14 protein-coding genes are annotated in these 17,641 nt (G+C 37.6%); 4 read left to right on the top strand and 10 right to left on the bottom strand.

The features are described from left to right. Positions 1-49: 49 nt before the first annotated feature. Together CQ046_RS13400 and CQ046_RS13395 are read right to left on the bottom strand one after the other, a co-directional pair. On the bottom strand, positions 50-535 hold the full coding sequence (locus CQ046_RS13400; RefSeq protein ID WP_105702747.1) for a hypothetical protein: 486 nt from the start codon (positions 533-535) through the stop codon (positions 50-52). A gap of 387 nt (positions 536-922) precedes the next feature. After that, positions 923-2,137 (bottom strand): hypothetical protein, encoded by a 1,215-nt coding sequence (locus CQ046_RS13395; protein ID WP_105702745.1) that lies wholly within the window; start codon positions 2,135-2,137, stop codon positions 923-925. Positions 2,138-2,349: 212 nt separating this feature from the next. Between CQ046_RS13395 and CQ046_RS13385 the strand changes: the two genes are divergently transcribed. Further along, positions 2,350-2,841 carry a hypothetical protein gene (locus CQ046_RS13385; protein WP_105702742.1) on the top strand — a complete coding sequence of 164 codons (492 nt, stop codon included), beginning with the start codon at positions 2,350-2,352 and terminating at the stop codon, positions 2,839-2,841. A 34-nt stretch (positions 2,842-2,875) separates the two neighbouring features. Here the strand turns inward: CQ046_RS13385 and CQ046_RS13380 are convergent, their stop codons facing one another. After that, the gene (locus CQ046_RS13380; RefSeq protein WP_123906616.1) at positions 2,876-3,730 is read right to left on the bottom strand and encodes an AraC family transcriptional regulator; all 855 of its coding nucleotides are present in this window, start codon (positions 3,728-3,730) and stop codon (positions 2,876-2,878) included. A gap of 90 nt (positions 3,731-3,820) precedes the next feature. Here CQ046_RS13380 and CQ046_RS13375 point away from each other — a divergent pair, with 90 nt between their 5' ends. From CQ046_RS13375 to CQ046_RS13365, 3 genes are all read left to right on the top strand, one after another. Next, positions 3,821-4,804: a polysaccharide deacetylase family protein gene (locus CQ046_RS13375; RefSeq protein WP_105702739.1), complete on the top strand. Its 984-nt coding sequence runs from the start codon at positions 3,821-3,823 to the stop codon at positions 4,802-4,804. Between the two features lie 72 nt (positions 4,805-4,876). Then, a complete protein-coding gene (locus CQ046_RS13370) occupies positions 4,877-5,263 on the top strand; it encodes a MauE/DoxX family redox-associated membrane protein (protein ID WP_165790516.1) in 387 nt (128 codons plus the stop codon). A gap of 241 nt (positions 5,264-5,504) precedes the next feature. Then, the gene (locus tag CQ046_RS13365) at positions 5,505-6,440 is read left to right on the top strand and encodes an NAD-dependent epimerase/dehydratase family protein (RefSeq protein ID WP_105702737.1); all 936 of its coding nucleotides are present in this window, start codon (positions 5,505-5,507) and stop codon (positions 6,438-6,440) included. A gap of 394 nt (positions 6,441-6,834) precedes the next feature. On the opposite strand, the gene CQ046_RS13360 is transcribed toward CQ046_RS13365, so the two are convergent. From CQ046_RS13360 to epsC, 7 genes are all read right to left on the bottom strand, one after another. Beyond that, on the bottom strand, positions 6,835-8,355 hold the full coding sequence (locus CQ046_RS13360) for a TSUP family transporter (RefSeq protein WP_105702736.1): 1,521 nt from the start codon (positions 8,353-8,355) through the stop codon (positions 6,835-6,837). A 5-nt stretch (positions 8,356-8,360) separates the two neighbouring features. Further along, positions 8,361-11,237, bottom strand: a complete 2,877-nt coding sequence (locus CQ046_RS13355) for a TonB-dependent receptor (protein ID WP_105702783.1) — start codon at positions 11,235-11,237, stop codon at positions 8,361-8,363. A 348-nt stretch (positions 11,238-11,585) separates the two neighbouring features. After that, positions 11,586-13,262, bottom strand: a complete 1,677-nt coding sequence (locus tag CQ046_RS13350) for an NADPH-dependent assimilatory sulfite reductase hemoprotein subunit (protein ID WP_105702735.1) — start codon at positions 13,260-13,262, stop codon at positions 11,586-11,588. 42 nt (positions 13,263-13,304) lie between these two features. After that, complete coding sequence (locus CQ046_RS13345) at positions 13,305-15,017, bottom strand: sulfite reductase flavoprotein subunit alpha (protein WP_105702733.1); 1,713 nt, start codon at positions 15,015-15,017, stop codon at positions 13,305-13,307. Further along, positions 15,007-15,852 carry a uroporphyrinogen-III C-methyltransferase gene (cobA, locus tag CQ046_RS13340; protein WP_105702732.1) on the bottom strand — a complete coding sequence of 282 codons (846 nt, stop codon included), beginning with the start codon at positions 15,850-15,852 and terminating at the stop codon, positions 15,007-15,009. The genes CQ046_RS13345 and cobA overlap by 11 nt, the downstream gene beginning before the upstream one ends. 23 nt (positions 15,853-15,875) lie before the next feature. After that, positions 15,876-16,787 carry a cysteine synthase A gene (gene cysK / locus CQ046_RS13335; protein ID WP_105702731.1) on the bottom strand — a complete coding sequence of 304 codons (912 nt, stop codon included), beginning with the start codon at positions 16,785-16,787 and terminating at the stop codon, positions 15,876-15,878. A 21-nt stretch (positions 16,788-16,808) separates the two neighbouring features. Next, positions 16,809-17,639 (bottom strand): serine O-acetyltransferase EpsC, encoded by an 831-nt coding sequence (epsC, locus tag CQ046_RS13330; protein WP_105702730.1) that lies wholly within the window; start codon positions 17,637-17,639, stop codon positions 16,809-16,811. Positions 17,640-17,641 lie beyond the last annotated feature (2 nt).

Below are 17,641 nucleotides of genomic sequence, written 5' to 3'. Positions count from 1 at the left end.
GGCAGAAAAACGAATTTGCTTTTCTGCCTTTTTACCTTTTTATAAGGTGTTATAAAGAAGAGATGTAAACTTCTATTTTGGTCCCGTCGTAATTGAAGGTACCATCAGAATTTCTTTTGCCTAATACCCATTTCATATCTACAGGTACAGACCATGCAGATCCTAATGAAAATCCATTAACGGATCTTATTTCATTTCCACTTCCGGTAGTTATGGCTGAATGAAAGAAGGTTTTATCGATAAGTCTGTAGAAACCAATGGCTTTTCCCGCCGGAATAGGTGAATATCCATCCCATTTTTCTCCCGCCGGATAATTGAATAGTGTTAACCATTTTTGTCCTGCTGATTCTGCAAGCTGAGTAGGACTTATCCTGGCACCACGCATATACAATGCATAGGCTACCACATCATGACATACTCCACTGTTATATTTCGAAATATTCTCTTCCCCGGAGAGAATTGCGTGCGCAACGGGTGTCCTTTCGGATAGGGATAGCTGAGCCTTCCTGGCTCCTTCCGGTGTAATAAATGACATATTGTAATATTTTGTTTGGTGACGTAAAGATACAGCTTTAAAATTTAATCACCGATGTTGGAAAATATTTCAAGTTTGGGCTAAAGCCCTTTTTATAGCAAATAATACATTAAGCGGGTTAAAACCCGCCTCCATTGATATATAAATTCATTTGAAAGATTATTGTTAATAATTGATTAAAAAGGAAAAAAAGATAAGCAATAAAATATCCAAGGAGTTATTATATTCAATAGGAACGGGCTTTAGTCCGTTTTAATAATATGCATAAAATCCTATGGCTTCAGCCAAAACTTAATAGTTGTAAAGTTTTGGTTGAAGCCTTTAATATGGAAATAACAAACAAGCGGACTAAAGCCCGCTCCTATTGATCAAAATGATAAAAATTTTCTAACAATAAAACATGCATTCATAGCTGAAAAGCTTTCCTTCTTTAAAAGTGAAAATAAAGAGTCCTGCATCTCCATTCTGGATGTGATATTCATGTGGGGAGGAAATCCAGCGTGAAGAAAGTAAATCTCCAAAATGGGTTACAAAATTCTTTTCATCATAATTAGAATCCATGCGCTCTTTTCCTAGAACCACAGCTTCTCCATTGGTAAAAGACATTTTGTAGATACTTCCGGAAACTTTTCCTTTGTACTCTTCAAAGGCTGCAATGATATTAGGGGTTCTATAAAAGTATTGAGGTTCCCAGCCACATTCCGGAATATTGGGAATGTCTTTGACTTTCTGCATCTCCAGTTGTTTCATCTGGGCATCTGTGATTTTCCCGTCAAAAAGTTGGGATTCCTTCCATACAAAGTGCATATTCAAAGCTTTCAGTTTTTTTTCATAAGCTTCTGTACCTGGCTTTTTTGCAAATTGATCTGCCAAAAGGAGTTCAAAATCAATATCTACTTTTGGGTTTTCTACTCCGGAATTGCTGTAAGATTCTTTCCAATACTGTAAAGCTTGTTTAAGATTTTTATCTTCAATCCATGCTATTTCACGTAATCTTCCAACCTGTATTAATTCTTTTTCCTTATTCTTTCCTTTTGCCGCCAGATATTCTTTCAGAACTTTATCATAAGTAAGCTCACCACCCAGATATTTCATTTGAATATATTCAGGTTTTTCGTGGAAATGATCACCAATATATACCCATCCATCCTTATATAAAGGAACATAATCAATGCAAACCAGCTCATTCAATGGAGCTCTGCGGGTTGCCATACTTTCTGTGGTAGGCGCTTTTCTTACCCGAAGTTCTGATACCTGTACATAGAAATGCGGACATTGATACCCTTGTGTTCCGCGATAGAAATACTGAACCGGTTCGCCAGCAGATTTTTTCCCACGCATAGACTTTTGCAAAGACTGGCGGTCTATAAAACCAATATCTCCGTTACTCACCTGTACTTTATATTGTGTTTGAGTAGAATCCAGAACATAAATTGGTGCTTCGGTAGAAAATATTCCTAAAATATCCTTATTATTTCCATGCTCACGATAAAGGTGACCCCATTCTGAGGTATAGACAGGATGTGCTCCGGCACTCTGCGCCTGGATATTGCAGAAGCAGCCCTGAATGATACCAGCTGCTAATAGTATTTTATTCAACATATTGTAATGGGTGTCTGCAAAATATTTTATGTTTTTTGCAGATGGGTTTATAATGGTTGATATAGTTATTCTTCCAAAAATACTGAAAATGGAGACTTGTTCCAAAGTTATTGTTATTCAGAATCGGTATAAATTCCATCCTATTCACCTGCTTCCGTTGGGTAGCGTAAATAAAAATACTATTTTTATCGGCCCAAAAGTAAAGACTCTATATGCCGACTGATGCTTCTCATAAGCTGATTCCGATGACCACTTTCGTGCTGGAATATTATTCACACGAAGGATATGCCGATCTTCAGATTTTAAATCTGATGAATAATTATGCCAATTTTTTAAAGAAGCGTTTGACCCTTGGAATGTTTGTTCCTGTAGATCCAAAAGGAAATATTCTGAAAGAGCCTAAAAATTATTTTGAGTGGAAATCTCTCGATCATAATGACGGAAAAAGAACAGACATTGCGGGATTTGAAGAATATGCTGAATATCAGAAGGCTGAGCAAAACTGTATGTTTGAAGCATTCAAAGTAGATTACAATGGATATTCAAAAGTGAGAATCATTGCTGCATATGACGCTTCCATTGAATTGTCTTTTAATAAAAATGATCTGATTCCTTCAGGATTCATTGACGTAGAATCACTTGCTGTTTTTGATGATATCTTTTTAACATCCAGTGCATTAAAGGCGATTGGTATCAAAAGATAAATTGAATTCCTGAACCCATATATCTCTTAACCAATTACTTTACTATTGATCTCTTTTTAAATTCGGAAGGAGATATTTCTTTATACGTTTTGAATATTTTATTGAAATGGCTGGCATCATTAAAACCCAGTTTATCAGCAATCTCACTGATATTATAATAACTCTGGAGTAAAAGTTTTTCTGCTGTTTTTATTTTATGCTGAATAATATGCTGCTGTATTGAAAAACTTGTCTGTTTTTTAATGTAAATACTGATATAATTTGGTGAAAGCATAAACTCTTTGGCTAGGTTTTCAATTTTCATTTTATCTGCATCCAAAGCATTAACATTAATATAATACAAGATCCTTTCAATTCTGCTTACATTTTGGGCGATCAATTTTTTTGTAGTTGCATTTTGCATTGTATTCCGGATCAGAATCGTAATAATGCTGGAAAAGAGGTCAGCAGTTATCTCTTTGCTATAAGTGTTTTTATGACTGAATTCATGCAGAAGGATTCGGGCAAGCTGTAACAGGTGTATTCTATCTGTTTTACTTTTAATCACCGATTCATACACAAAAGAGTGATCTTCCATCAGGAGCTGAACCACCTTTTTTAATTCATTCTTTTTATTAGACAAAAGGTCTTCCCAGATATATTGTTCTGTAAATTTTATATAAATGAATTTTGTCTTGCTCTTAATCGAAAATTCATGACCATCGCTGGGCCTTAGGAGAAAAACATCTCCTTTTTTGTAAGGAAAGGTAATATCATTAAGATGATGAAATCCTTTCCCGTTTTCTATAATAATCAATTCATAAAAGTTATGGTTATGATACTCAACATCCCAGATTTCCTTTTCTATACTGAAAACATTAAAAGAGTTAAAATTAACAATTCGCTTCATAGGGGAATGGATTTTTACAAATTTACCATTAATTTTTACAATAAATGCTGATGGGTTATTTCTCAATTTTGTCCAATCAATACATTAAAAATGAAATACATAAAAGAATCAGTATTATTGCTTGCTTCAACAATTGTTTTGATGTCCTTTTCTGATCATCATGATAGGGATAAAACAGAAAAAAAGCAACATGATGAAAAACAGGTTTCAGTAAAAAAATATTGGCCTAATAGGGCTCAATTGGTTATTTCTGTTTCTATGCAGTTTGAAACAGGCGGGCAACCTGAGGGTGCAGAAAGTCCTTTCAGCGGAACCCCCCTGCCTAAAGGCCAGCCCGATCTTCCGGCAGAAAGCTGGTATCGCTATGGAGGAAATGAAGGCATTTACCGTATGCTGGATTTATGGAAAAAGTATGATATTAAAGTAACATCCCATATCGTAGGAACTGCTGCTGAAAGGTACCCCGAAGTGGCCAAAGCCATTGCAAACGGAGGGCATGAAATTGCAGCTCATGGTATTGCGTGGGATAATCAGTGGAATAAAAGCTATGCTGAGGAACTGAGTTTTGTAAAGAAAGGTGTAGATGTTGTTGAAAAGATCACAGGTAAGAAAGCGGTTGGTTATAATGCGAACTGGCTCAGAAGAAGCCCAAACACCCTGAAAGTATTACAGGAACTTGGTTTTCTGTATCACATAGATGACTTAAGCCATGATGAGCCTTTCATTACCAAAGTAAAAGGGAAGAATTTCGTTGTCATTCCTTATACATTACGTAATAATGACATTGTTAATATTGAAGGAAAACACTGGAGCCCTGATCAGTTTCTGGCACAGCTGAAATTTGAATTTGATCGTCTTTATGAGGAAGGAGCTTCAAAGAGAAGAATGATGAGTATCAGCTTTCACGACAGAATTGGTGGAACACCCGCTATGGTGCATGCAATGGAGGAATTCATCAAATATACCAAAGAAAAACAGGGCGTAGTCTTTATGAGAAAGGATGATATTGCCAAAATGGTGATGAATGATCCTGATACTCCAATTGATAATAGCGAAGAAAAGTTTAATAAGTAAGGAAGCTGGATGCAGGAAAATATTTTTAAAACCAATATAACTTCCATCTCTCAACCCCAAAAACATACCTCTATGAATACAAAAACAGCCTATTTTTTCCTTCGTGTATCTATGGGAGTCAACCTTTTAGGACACGGATTGGTTCGCCTCGTAAAACTACAGGACTTTGCATCAGGAATGATGAAAGGTTTTGAAACAAGCTGGCTTCCACAGTCATTGGTGCATCTGTTCGGAGTTACACTCCCCTTTTTGGAATTTATCATCGGATTACTGCTAATGATTGGTTTTAAAACCCGTATCGCCACTATAGCCGGAGCTTCTCTGATTATTCTGCTGCTTTTTGGAAGCAGTACCATCGAAAATTGGGAAGCAATGGGTATTCAGATGATCTATGCAGGTTTGTTTTACATTCTGATCAGCAGAATAGATGACAATTATCTGGCTTTAGACAGGAAATGATAAAAGAAAATTCTAAGAGCCGGAAAAGTAAAGGAAACGAAAAGAATACTATATATTATTCGAACATTGTTAAACTTTTCTTTTCCGGCTTTTGTATGTCATCAGAGATTATGTTACAACTTTCATAGATTCAGCTACTCTGTTTTTATAGTTATGCCCGAATTTTGCATCAGAAATAAAAGCAATTGAAAGTATTCTATTTATTTTCAATGCAGCACATAACTCTCAAAAATAGAAAACAATGCAAACTATATTAGGAGCCAATGGACAGATTGGCGAAGAACTGGCAAGAGAACTGAAGAGAAATTATACCTCAGACATTCGTATTGTCAGCAGAAACGCTAAAAAAGTAAATGATACTGACACCGTCTTCTCTGCCGATTTATCAGACAGAGAAAAGGCGATTGAAGCCGTGAAAGGAAGTGAAATCGCTTACTTCACTCTTGGACTTCCTATGGATACTGATCTGTGGGAAAAGCAGTTCCTGACAATCTTGAGAAACGTCATTGAAGCTTGTACAATCAATGGTACCAAACTGGTATTTTTTGACAATACCTATATGTATCCTCAAGATCAAAAGATTTTAACGGAACAAACAGGATTTGATCCCGTAGGAAGAAAAGGAATTGTAAGAAAAAAAATGGCAGACATGCTTTTGGCAGAGATGCAAGCCGGAACAATAAATGCAGTCATCTGCAGAGCTCCTGAATTTTATGGTCCTGGAAAGACACAAAGTATTACCAATAGTCTTATTTTCAATGCCATTAAAGAGGATAAAAAACTGAAAGTTCCGTTAAGAGATGATAAACTTCGAAGCCTGATCTGGACTCCGGACGCAAGCCGAGCAACTGCTTTAATCGGAAATACTCCGGAGGCTTATGGACAGACATGGCATTTACCGGTAGATGATCATAAACTGACCTACAAAGAATTCATTGCATTGACCTCTCAGATTTATGGAAAAGAATTCAAATATTCTGTAATTCCGAAGCTGGCTTTTACCATAGGGTCTTTATTCAATAAAAACGCAAAAGAGCTACAGGAGCTTTTTCCGAGATATCAATATGACAATCTCTTTGATGATTCAAAATTCAGAAAAAAATTCCCGGAATTTCGGATAACCACTTACAGACAGGGAATTGAACAGATTAAAAAAGAGCAGCAAACAGCAAAATAATCACCTTAAAAAAGGTAACTTAGAAACATGAATACCATACCGATACCCCAAGGGAAAAACATTCCACTCTTTTGGAGGGATGACGAAGATAAAGAATTTTTGACGGGTGGTAAAAACAAAATATAAAATGAAAGCTCCCGAAAAAGCAACCTCCATCACTGCACTACACAAGCATCTGAAGTTGGGAAGATCTTTCAATCAAAAACACTTTCATTTAAAAAAAATAAAAAACGCAAAGTTTTAATGATTTCAGATTTTTACTAAAAATGAGTAATGATATAATGTCAACAGACTGTATCATTGATTTTCCCCTATGATGCCTCAAAATAAAGTAAAACATTAAAATCTTTGCGTTAAAAAAACACGCTTTTTACGAAGCTTGATTATAATCGGTTTATGATGACAACATTGATTTTGTTATGGTAACAAGACTCATCAGGATCACTACTATTCCCACCACAACAAACATTTTCTTCGTTGGAAGTTTTGAGGTAAGCATTGCCGAAAAAGGAGCCGTAAAAACACCACCCAGCAAAAGCCCTAAAACAATATTCCAGTGATGAATACCAATAGTAAAAATGAATGTAATGGCACTGGTAATGGTCAGCAAAAACTTGGCAACAGTAGAACTTCCCACTACATAACGGGGAATCCTCCCCTCTTTGATCAGGGTTCCGGTCACCAATGGCCCCCAACCGCCTCCTGCAAAGGAATCAATAAAACCACCTACCAATCCCAATACTCTGAGATTAGTTCTGTGTTTCACCTTAGCTTGTCCTGATTTTTTATCTTTAAATGCATTTCTTAAGATATTGATCCCAAGGTATAATGTGTAGCAGGCAATAATGGGTTTTACAATATGAGCATATTCTTCGCCATAATGAGACAGCGTTAATGCACCGATAACAGACCCTACAATAGCCAGCGGGAACAAGACCCACACCATTTTTTTATTGACATTTCCCAGTTTATAATGACTGAAACTTCCGGCCGCAGTAGTAAAAGACTCCGCAGAGTGAATGCTTGCACTCACAACGGGTGGCGGGACATTCAGCAGTAAAAGTATCGTGGTACATATGACTCCATAGCCCATTCCCATAGATCCCGCAACAATTTCTGCCATAAAACCGGCAAACAGCATCCAGTAAAAAATATGACCATCCTTATTCAGAAAATACTGAATATCACTGGAAAGATTGAACTGGTACACCACAAGTCCAAATAATCCAAAAAGGAGCAAAACTCCAATAATAGCAAGGTAAATATTAGCTTTTCTCTGGGCAGTTTTGGTAATATTGATCAGCTTTTCAATTTCCATGTCCGGTTTTGCAGCAGCTTTTCCGTCAGACAGATATTCTGTAGTAATTTTGTTGAGTTCTTTAACCTTATAATTGAAATCTCCGGTGAGCTGATTGCGAATATTCTGCATATTATCCAATACATGATCCATTTCATCTGGAATAATTTCTGTAAAGGTTTCCCTTAATCTTTTAGCAATGGTCGGGGACTTTCCATTGGTGGAAATGGCAATTTTGAGACTTCCCTTTTTAACAATGGAACCTAAATAAAAATCACACAAATCTGGCTTGTCTGCAATATTGACCAGTACATTTTTTTTCTGGGCTTTTTCTCTGATTTCCCCAGCCAATGCAATATCATTCACTGCAATAATGGCGAGATCGGCATCATTAAAATCATGGTCATCATATGCTCTTTCATGCATTGTTATATTGGAAAACTGATTTTGTAAGGTTCTTACCTCAGGAATAATCTCTTTTGCCACCAGTTTGATAGACGTCTCCGGAGAATTCCCCAATACGGATTCCAGTTTTTCAAGAGCGACCTTGCCACCGCCGATGATCAGCAGTGACAGGTTTTCAAGTTTTAAAAATATGGGATATAATGAATTACTCATCCTGATTACAGTTTTAAATCATAAGTAAAAGCGAGATAATATAGTCCTCCGATTTCAGGACCTGCTGCATACTGGAAATAACGACGGTTCAGTAAATTGGTGGCTCCAATTTTAATATTCGCACGAATTTCAGGAAGCTTCCATGTGGCCTGAGCATCAATCGTGTAATAAGCCGGAATTGCTCCTGATGCTAAAGGACTTTCCCACATAAAGCCACTCTGCCATCTTGCCACAAGGGTAAACCCTATATTTTTAACAATTTCTCTATTTCCTACACTTACATTTACCATCCATTTCGGGGTATTGAAAGCGGTGATAAACAGGTCTGAAGAATTATTGGAAGCAAGATCATTATAAGAAACATTGGTGTTCACATTATAATTTCCTGTAATATTATAACGAATTCCTAAAGAGGTTCCATAGCTTTTGTAGGTGTTGTTGCTGTTGGTATATACCCTGTATCGATCCTGTTTGCTTCGATCCAGCATTGCAAGAACAGCAGTATTGCTTCCTACCTGGCTGTTTTTTGGAACCGCTACTTCTACCTGCCCAAGGAATCCTTCATAAATGTTGTAATAGAAATCCCAGTCCAGTACCAGTTTATTATTGAAAAAAGTAGACTTATATCCTACTTCAAATGAATTGATTTTTTCCGGCTGTAACTTCTGCAGATTGGCTACGGTTAGAAGTTGCTTATTATCCTGAGCGGCCTGAGCTTGGGTTTTCCCGGCATCTACATCTGAATTCACGGCTGAAGTGAATCTATCAATGGAAGCCAGTGTATAGGAATTTTCCAGATAACCTAATCCGTCATTTACTTTTGAAAGACCTCCCACTCTTCTTACATTTCCGTTGTTTACGAAAGAAAGTGCTTCAAACAAGGATGGAAAACGATATCCGTTCTGAAAAGAAGCTCTGAAATTATGCTCTTTAACCGGAGAATAGACAACACTGATTCTCGGATTTAATTTGGCTTCAAATTCCGGGTTTCTGTCGATCCGTAAAGCAGCATTGATTTTTAATTTATCATTAAAGAAAAGCTTGGTAATCTGAGCAAAAGCTCCATATTTCTGATAAATAACATCTTTCCCAAAGGTGCCGTTGGCTAAAGGAATGTTTCTTTCATTCACAGGACGGTCGAAATCAACAAAATTGTTTCCATCCGGAGTAATACTGTACAAACGGTAATCTACACCAGCAAGAAGGTTGAAGATCTTCACAAACCTGCTGAAATCGTAGGTAAGTTCGCCCTGATAGAAACGGGATTTCTGTTCAAGTTTAGCCCCTCCTGTTGCCGGAGCTCCTGCTACGCCTCCATTGGCGGAATCCCAGTTGTTGATTCCGATAATGGTATTTTTCAACTGTTCGAAGGCTGCAGTTCCCGGTACGACTCTGTTTTTATCTGCCTGTTGGCGAGCAAGAATAAAAGCGTCATTAAGATTGGCTCCTGCATTCAGATTATTCTGAAGAGCTGTTTGGAATATATTTCTCCAGTTGGTATTGGAAAGATTAGTGAGATCAAGATTATCTGCCAAAGGTTTCAGATTATAAGAATCTCCTGTATTTTCTATCGAGACATAAGCCCTGAAAGTAAGTTCCTTTCCTGTCAGTTCTATTTTGTGGTTCTGAACAGTAGCATTCTGCAAACGGATTTTATTTCCTCTCTGGAAAGTTCCGTCCAGTAAACCATAACGATACACATAAGATGTTCTCCACTGATCTCCGAAACGATAATACAATCCCGCATCAAATTTGATATTTTTCACATCCGGACTTACAAGATCTTTCTCCAGATATCCTGTTCTTGAAACATTGAATGTAGTTGGTTTCCCATTATAGTCTACTTTTACAGCTACACGGTTGTTTCTTTCGTCGCCGTATTTATTCCAAAGGTCTTCCGCCGGATTATTAACCAAAGCGAAATTAGGATTTGCTGTAACCAAAGATCCTGGATTCTGATCAGTCAAATTGTTGGAGATCCAGTCTGTTCCGCTGAAATAGGATGCATTAACTTTTACCGCAAAGTTTTTATTGATGACTTTTGCAAAACGAATGGCACTTTCTCCCAGAGAACTTATTTTATGATTGACATTGTCTACATGATTCACCCCGCCACGGAAATAAAGGCTTATTCCTTCAGAAGTAAACGGATCTTTGGTCTGTAAACTTGCCAATCCGTTGATGGCATTCATCCCGTACAATGCTGAAGCGGCTCCGGGAGTGACTTCCATAGACTGGATATCCAGTTCGGTAGGACCTATTGCATTTCCTAATGGTACTCCCAACGTTGCCGACTGTACATCTACTCCGTCTACCAGCTGCATGAATCGGAAATTGTTAGGCGAATTGAAACCTCTCGAATTAGGAATTTTCAATGTAAGACTTGAGGTTAAAAGCTGTAGCCCCTTTACATTTTCCAATGTTTCATAGAATGAGGCTGCAGGACTTTCTCTGATGGTTTTAATATCAATTTTTTCAATAGCAATCGGAGATCTTAATATCTTTTCCGGAACTCTGGAAGCAGAAATCACGACATCATCAATAATTGTATTTTGTGGATTTAACCCTATTGTTATTTTGTTGGAAGGAGAAAGAATTTCAACAGTTTGACTCGTGAAACCATCTTTTTGAACCATTACCCGAAATGGAATGGTAACTCTGGTTCTGAGCTTAAAATTCCCCAGCTTATCAGTTAATGCAATGTCCTGTGTATTTTCGATCTGTATTTTTACAGAGTCAAGACTTTTGCGTGTATCTGTATTTTTGATGCTTCCGCTAAGCTCTATAAGTTGCTGCTGAGCTTCTGCGAGGTTAAAGAATAGAAATGTGAATGCAATAATACCTGCTTTTGGTAAAAAATTTCCCTGCTTTTTGTTTTTCATTTTTTCTTCATTTTTTAGGTTGAGAATGAAGCTGTCTGAATTTTTTAAATAAAACATAAAAGTTTTTAAACCATTAAGAATTGATAAGATTTTAAGGTATTTAAGAGCGCTTCGCATTAAAGAACAGTTCTTAAAAAATCATTGGATTTTACCTTAACTTTCCTTAATAACTTTATTGCCTTAATGGTTTGATTTATTTAAGTAGTGAACTAAGATGCTTTACTATTTCAAACAGCTTTGTATGTATTGTTATTTAAGAATCAACAACACATACACATTCGTCCGCCTAAAAGAAGAGGTTGATTTTTTTTGTTTTTTTTCAGATCATAATGAAAATTAGCCATATAATTAATTTAAGGTGTGTAAATAACGGTATGAAAAATCGCCAAATGTTTCTTCTGCAAGTCTTTTCTGTACATATATTCCGAAAAGTTCATCCAGAGTGGTAAGAATTTCTTCCTCACCAATATTTTCTTTAAATTTTGTATTTAGTCGCATTCCTAAACGGTCCCCTCCAATGTGGAGATTATATTTCCCATAAGCTGTCCCCACAAATCCGATTTCGGCATTGGGAGACCTTCCACAGCCGTTAGGACAACCGGTCATACGGATGGTAATGTCATCTTCCAGCAGACCATATTTTTCAAGAATAGGTTCTATTTTCGTGACCAAAGAAGGTAGATAACGCTGTGCTTCTGCCAAAGCCAATGAACAAGTGTTCAGGGCCACACAGGCAACAGAGTTTTTACGTAAGGCGCTTGCTCCATTGGTATATTCTGAAATTCCGTGCTCTTTTAAAATATGTTCAATTTCTGGTTTATCTTTTTCGTCAATATCAGCAAGAATAAGATTCTGGTTACAGGTAAAACGGAAATTAGCTTTTCCAGTTTGTGCGATTTTTAATAATCCTGATTTTAAAGGATATTCCTCTGTGTTAAGAATTCTTCCGTGCTCTACAAATACAGTATAAAACCATTTTCCTTCATGATTTTGAATCCAGCCATAGCGGTCTTTTCGCTGTTCAAACTTAAATTCTCTGGCAGGTTCAAAACTGAAACCTGTTCTTTTTTCTACTTCCGCTCTGTACTGGTCGATACCTAATTTATCAATTGTATATTTTAATCTTGATAATTTCCGGTCGCTTCTGTTTCCGAAGTCTCTTTGAACCGTGATGATTTCGTACACAGTCTTCAATACTTTTTCTTCGGTATCTACAAATCCAAGAACAGAGGCAAGACGGGCATAAGTAGCTTCATTTCCGTGGGTTGCTCCCAGTCCTCCTCCGGCAGCAATGTTGTAACCAACGATTTTATCATTTTCGATAATAGCAATTAAGGCAATATCATTGATGAATACATCCACATCATTATTGGGTGGAACGGCAATTCCTATTTTCAACTTTCTCGGAAGATACCTGTCCTGATACAGAGGATCTTCTTCTGCTTTACGATCAACCAGAAGTTCATCATCAATCCAGATATCATAATAAGATTTAGTTTTTGGAAGACACATCTCACTGATTTTTCCTGCCAGTTCGTAAGCTTCCTGCTGTAAAGGAGATTCCGAAGGGTTGGCTGTACACGTTACATTTCTGTTGACGTCTCCACAAGCGGCAATAGAATCCAGATGCTGAAGATTGAAGCTCTGAATGGTAGGTCTTAAATGAGATTTTAAAATACCATGCAGCTGAATGGTTTGTCTTGTGGTTACTTTTATGGTTCCTGTGGAATGATCTTCAGCGGTTTCATTCAATCCCACCCATTGTTCAGGAGTTAAAAAGCCACCGGGAAGCCTTAGTCTGATCATATAAGAATATAACCATTCCAGTTTTTTGGAGACACGTTCTTCCCTACGGTCTCTGTCGTCCTGTTGGTACATTCCATGAAATTTGATCAGAGTCTGGTCATCTTCCCTAATGGCTCCGGTAAAGTTATCAGCAAGGCTTTCTTTTAAAGATCCTCTAAGCCCGTTACTGCTGGTTTTAATCCTTTCTACCGGTGAAAGGTTTTCTTTATCATTGTTCATAATTATTTCCTTTAATTTTTTACGAGTACTTCTTTATCTCATTTAATAAACATCTTTGGCATATCTGCCGCTAAGCTCCATTTCTTCCAGATAAAGGGCTGCATCTTCTTTGCTTCTTTTTCCTTCATTCTGAATGATTGTGAGAAGTGTTTGTTCTACGTCACGAGCCATTGGTTCTTTGGCTCCGCACACATATACAGATGCTCCGCCTTCCAGCCAGTAAAAAACTTCCTGTGCTTTTTGTTCCAATCTGTGCTGAACATATACTTTTTCAGCTGTATCTCTTGAAAAAGCGAGGTCTAAATGAGTCAGACTACCCGTTTTAAGAAAATCCTGAAGTTCTGCCTGGTAAAGAAAATCTGATACAAAGCTTCTGTCCCCGAAAAACAGCCAGTTTCTTCCTTCCGCTCCTGTTGCATCACGCTCCCAAAGGAATGATCTGAAAGGGGCTATTCCTGTTCCTGGGCCGATCATAATAATGTCTTTATCAGCTTCCGGTAATTTGAAGTGTCCTGCATCCTGAATATAAAAATCTACCTTTTCTCCTTCCTTGAATTCACTCAGAAAACCGCTGCATAATCCATTATGTTTCTGATGGTCAATAAAGAATTCTGACCGGGCAACGGTAATATGAATCTCCGTATCCCCATGAGCTTCCAGAGAAGATGAAATTGAATAGAGACGGGGTGCCTGAGCGGTTAATACCTGAATAATTTCTTCAAATTCATCTGCATTTTTTACCGGATAAATCCTAAGCAGATCAAGAAGGCTTAATCTGACCTCCGGAATGGAATGTCCTGTTATTTTCGCATATTGAGCAACAACAGATTTAAGCAGATAGCTGATGTTAAGATGTTTGTGCAGGAGTTCTTCTACAGAATCCGTAATCTTTGCTGTTTCGATCTGTTTCTGAGGATCAATTCCTGTGAGAGTAATAATTTCATGGACAACCGTTTTTGAATTGAATGGAATCACTCCTAAAGATGCACCAGGTTGGTATGTAAGTACTTCTTCTGTTTCAATTTCAATGTGATACGTTTCTTTTTCAGAGGTAATATCGTTCAGATTAATGATAGCTGAAACTTTTCCCTGATATTTCTTTCTTCCGGTAGAAACCTTTGGAGCTGAAACATTTTTTTTACTCTGACCAGCATTTTTATGAACCGTTTCGAATACATGTTCTATCCAGTGGGAAGCTTCCTGCTCATAATCAATATCACATTTCTTTAACGGAATGAGACGCTGAGCTCCCAATATTTCAAAACGCGAATCTACATCTTCTCCGGTTTGGCAGAACAAAGGATAACTGCTGTCTCCCAAGGCCAGCACTCCGAATTTTAGTCCGCTAAGATTTATTTCATTTTCATAAATATAATCGTAGAATTTTTTGGCTAGAGCTGGTGGTTCACCTTCTCCCTGAGTACTTATGACTACGAAAAAGAATTCTTCTTTAGCCAAATCTTTTGGCTTATATTGGGAAAGATCAGCCAGTTTTACCTGAACTCCTTTTTTCTTAACGATACCTGCCAGCGTGGTAGCGAGCTTTTTACTGTTTCCGGTTTCCGTACCATAAGCCAACGTTATTTTCTTTACAGCATTCTGTGCAATAGTATTCTTTTCTTGTGGTGGCAAAACGGCTGTAAGTGAAGATACTCCGGCAATGCCGGCAAGGTATCCGCTAGCCCAGATGGCTTCGTCTCTGGAGAGGTCTCCGGATATTTGTTTTAATATATTTAATTTAGTTTCAGACAGCATATTCAAAGAAATTTTGAGTTGTAGGGATTAGACTTCCGTTTTCCACTGATTTGAAATAAAGACCTTCCTGCTCTGCATCTTTAAGCCATGAAAACTCTTCATGGAGATTCACAATTTTACCCACAACAACTAAAGAAGGTGAAGCAAAGTTCTTATCTCCGAATTTTTCATTAAAATCATCAAATGATGATGTGTACACTTTTTGAAAAGGAGTCGTAGCCTGTTCAATGACTGCAATTTTTTTATCACCTGAAATGTGAAGTGCTTTCAATTTTTCCACTAGAGGGGTAAGATTTCCTTTAGACATATAGAAAACAAGGGTATCATTGGTAGAAGCAAGCTCTTTCCAGTATTCTTCACTTACGATCTCTGATTTATAATACGTCAGAAAACGAACGGATGTGGAATATCCTCTGGCTGTTAAAGGCATCCCTGCAAATGCTGCTGCTCCTAAAGCTGCTGTAATTCCCGGAATAATTTCGTAGGGAATATTATTCTGTTTTAAAGCCTGCAATTCATCCAGAATATTGGAAAATATGGAAACATCGCCTCCTTTCAGTCTTACAATAGTTTTATTCTGAAAGGCATATTCCACCATCAAAGCATTGATATGAGACTGAGGGGTGGACGCATTTTTGCTGCATTCTTTTCCTACATAAATGATTTCTGTGTTTTCATTAACGTAGGTTTCCAGAATTTCTGGACTTACAAGGCGGTCACATAAAATGACATCTGCTTCTGCAATAGCTTTTACTGCTTTTACAGTGATCAGTTCAGGATTGCCGGGCCCTGCACCGATAAGATAGACCTTTGGTGATTTTATATTTGTTTTCATTGAAGTAGGTGTTAATTAAGGATTTAGAAGAGTCCTTCTACGGACAGATATCTTTCTCCGGTATCGTAATTGATGGTAAGGATTTTAGCGTTAGGTTGTATTTCCGGTAAATGTTTTGCAATGGCTGCTAAAGCGGCTCCTGTGGAAACTCCAACAAAAAGACCTTCTTTTTTAGCGGCATTAAGGGCATATTCATAAGCTTCTTCTTTACCTACTGTAATCACTCCATCTAGAAGGGTAATATCCAGAATGGAAGGAACAAATCCTGCTCCTAATCCCTGTAATGGATGTGGTGCCGGGCTTCCTCCGCTTAATACAGGGGATAATTCCGGTTCTACAGCAATTACTTTCAGGTTAGGGTACTTTTCTTTTACCGTTTTTGCGATTCCAGTGATATGTCCTCCGGTTCCTACTCCTGTAATAATGTAATCCAGACCGTCTGGAAAGTCTTTTAAAATTTCCTGAGCGGTGGTTTCTACGTGTACTTTTACATTGGCAGGGTTGTCAAACTGTCTTGGAATCCACGAATTGGGCGTTTCTTCAGCCAATTCATTAGCTTTTTCAATAGCACCTTTCATCCCTTTTTCTCTTGGAGTCAATACGAATTCTGCTCCGTAGGCTTCCATGATTTTACGGCGTTCTATGCTCATGCTTTCCGGCATGACAAGGATGAGCTTGTATCCTTTGACGGCAGCTACCAAAGCGAGTCCTATTCCTGTATTTCCACTGGTAGGCTCTATGATAACGCTGTCTTTATTTAATAATCCTTTGGCTTCCGCATCTTCGATCATTGCTAATCCAATTCTGTCTTTAATACTTCCGCCAGGGTTGTTTTTTTCAAGTTTGATCCAGATTTCATGATCTGAACTGAAGAGCTTATTAATTTTCACGACGGGTGTATTTCCAATCGTTTGTAATGCATTCTGAAATTTCATATCAATGTACTTTTTATTTTTTTAGATCACAAAGGTTAATGATTCCGGTAATGAGCTATTATCCTTTATTTTTATTTCACTTTTATGGTAGACCAGAGAGTTGGCGGGGACATCCTGTGTTACCCACACATTTCCTCCTATGACACTTTCTCTGCCTATGGTGGTTTCTCCTCCCAGAATAGTGGCTCCCGAGTAGATAATCACATCATCTTCAATATTGGGATGCCTTTTCTGATGGGCTTTTTCTTTGGAAACATTCAAGGCTCCGAGGGTTACTCCCTGATAGATTTTGACATTGTTTCCGATAATGGTTGTTTCTCCGATCACAATTCCTGTTCCGTGATCAATAAAAAAAGACTTTCCAATGGTGGCTCCGGGGTGAATGTCAATTCCGGTTTTACTGTGGGCATATTCAGAAATGACACGGGGTAAAATTTTCACTTTCTGAGTCCAAAGCTGGTGCGAAATACGGTAGGCATACGTGGCAAAAAAGCCGGGATATGCCAGGTATACTTCTTCCAGAGAATCTGCGGCCGGATCAAATTCCAAAATAGATTTTGCATCCAGAACCAATTGATTATAAAGCTCCGGTAAAGCCTCAAAAAACTGACTGACCTGTTTTTCAGTAAGATTTTTATCTCCTGTTACCGTATTGATAAGGTCTGAAAGTGTTTCCTGTAATGCTTCAAAATTTCTTTTCAGCTGATCTTCAGTATTGTCATTCTGAGGAAGGAAGAGTGTTTCATACAAATCCTTTACCCATTTTTTTGTCTTTATTTTATCAAAGAATCCATGAATATTATTTTGTTTGGTCTGATGGATTCTTTGTATTAATTGATCGGAAATTGCCATTT

The sequence above is a fragment of the Chryseobacterium sp. MYb7 genome (assembly GCF_002979455.1).
GTDB lineage: Bacteria > Bacteroidota > Bacteroidia > Flavobacteriales > Weeksellaceae > Chryseobacterium.
This window is presented reverse-complemented; position numbering and strand designations above follow the sequence as displayed.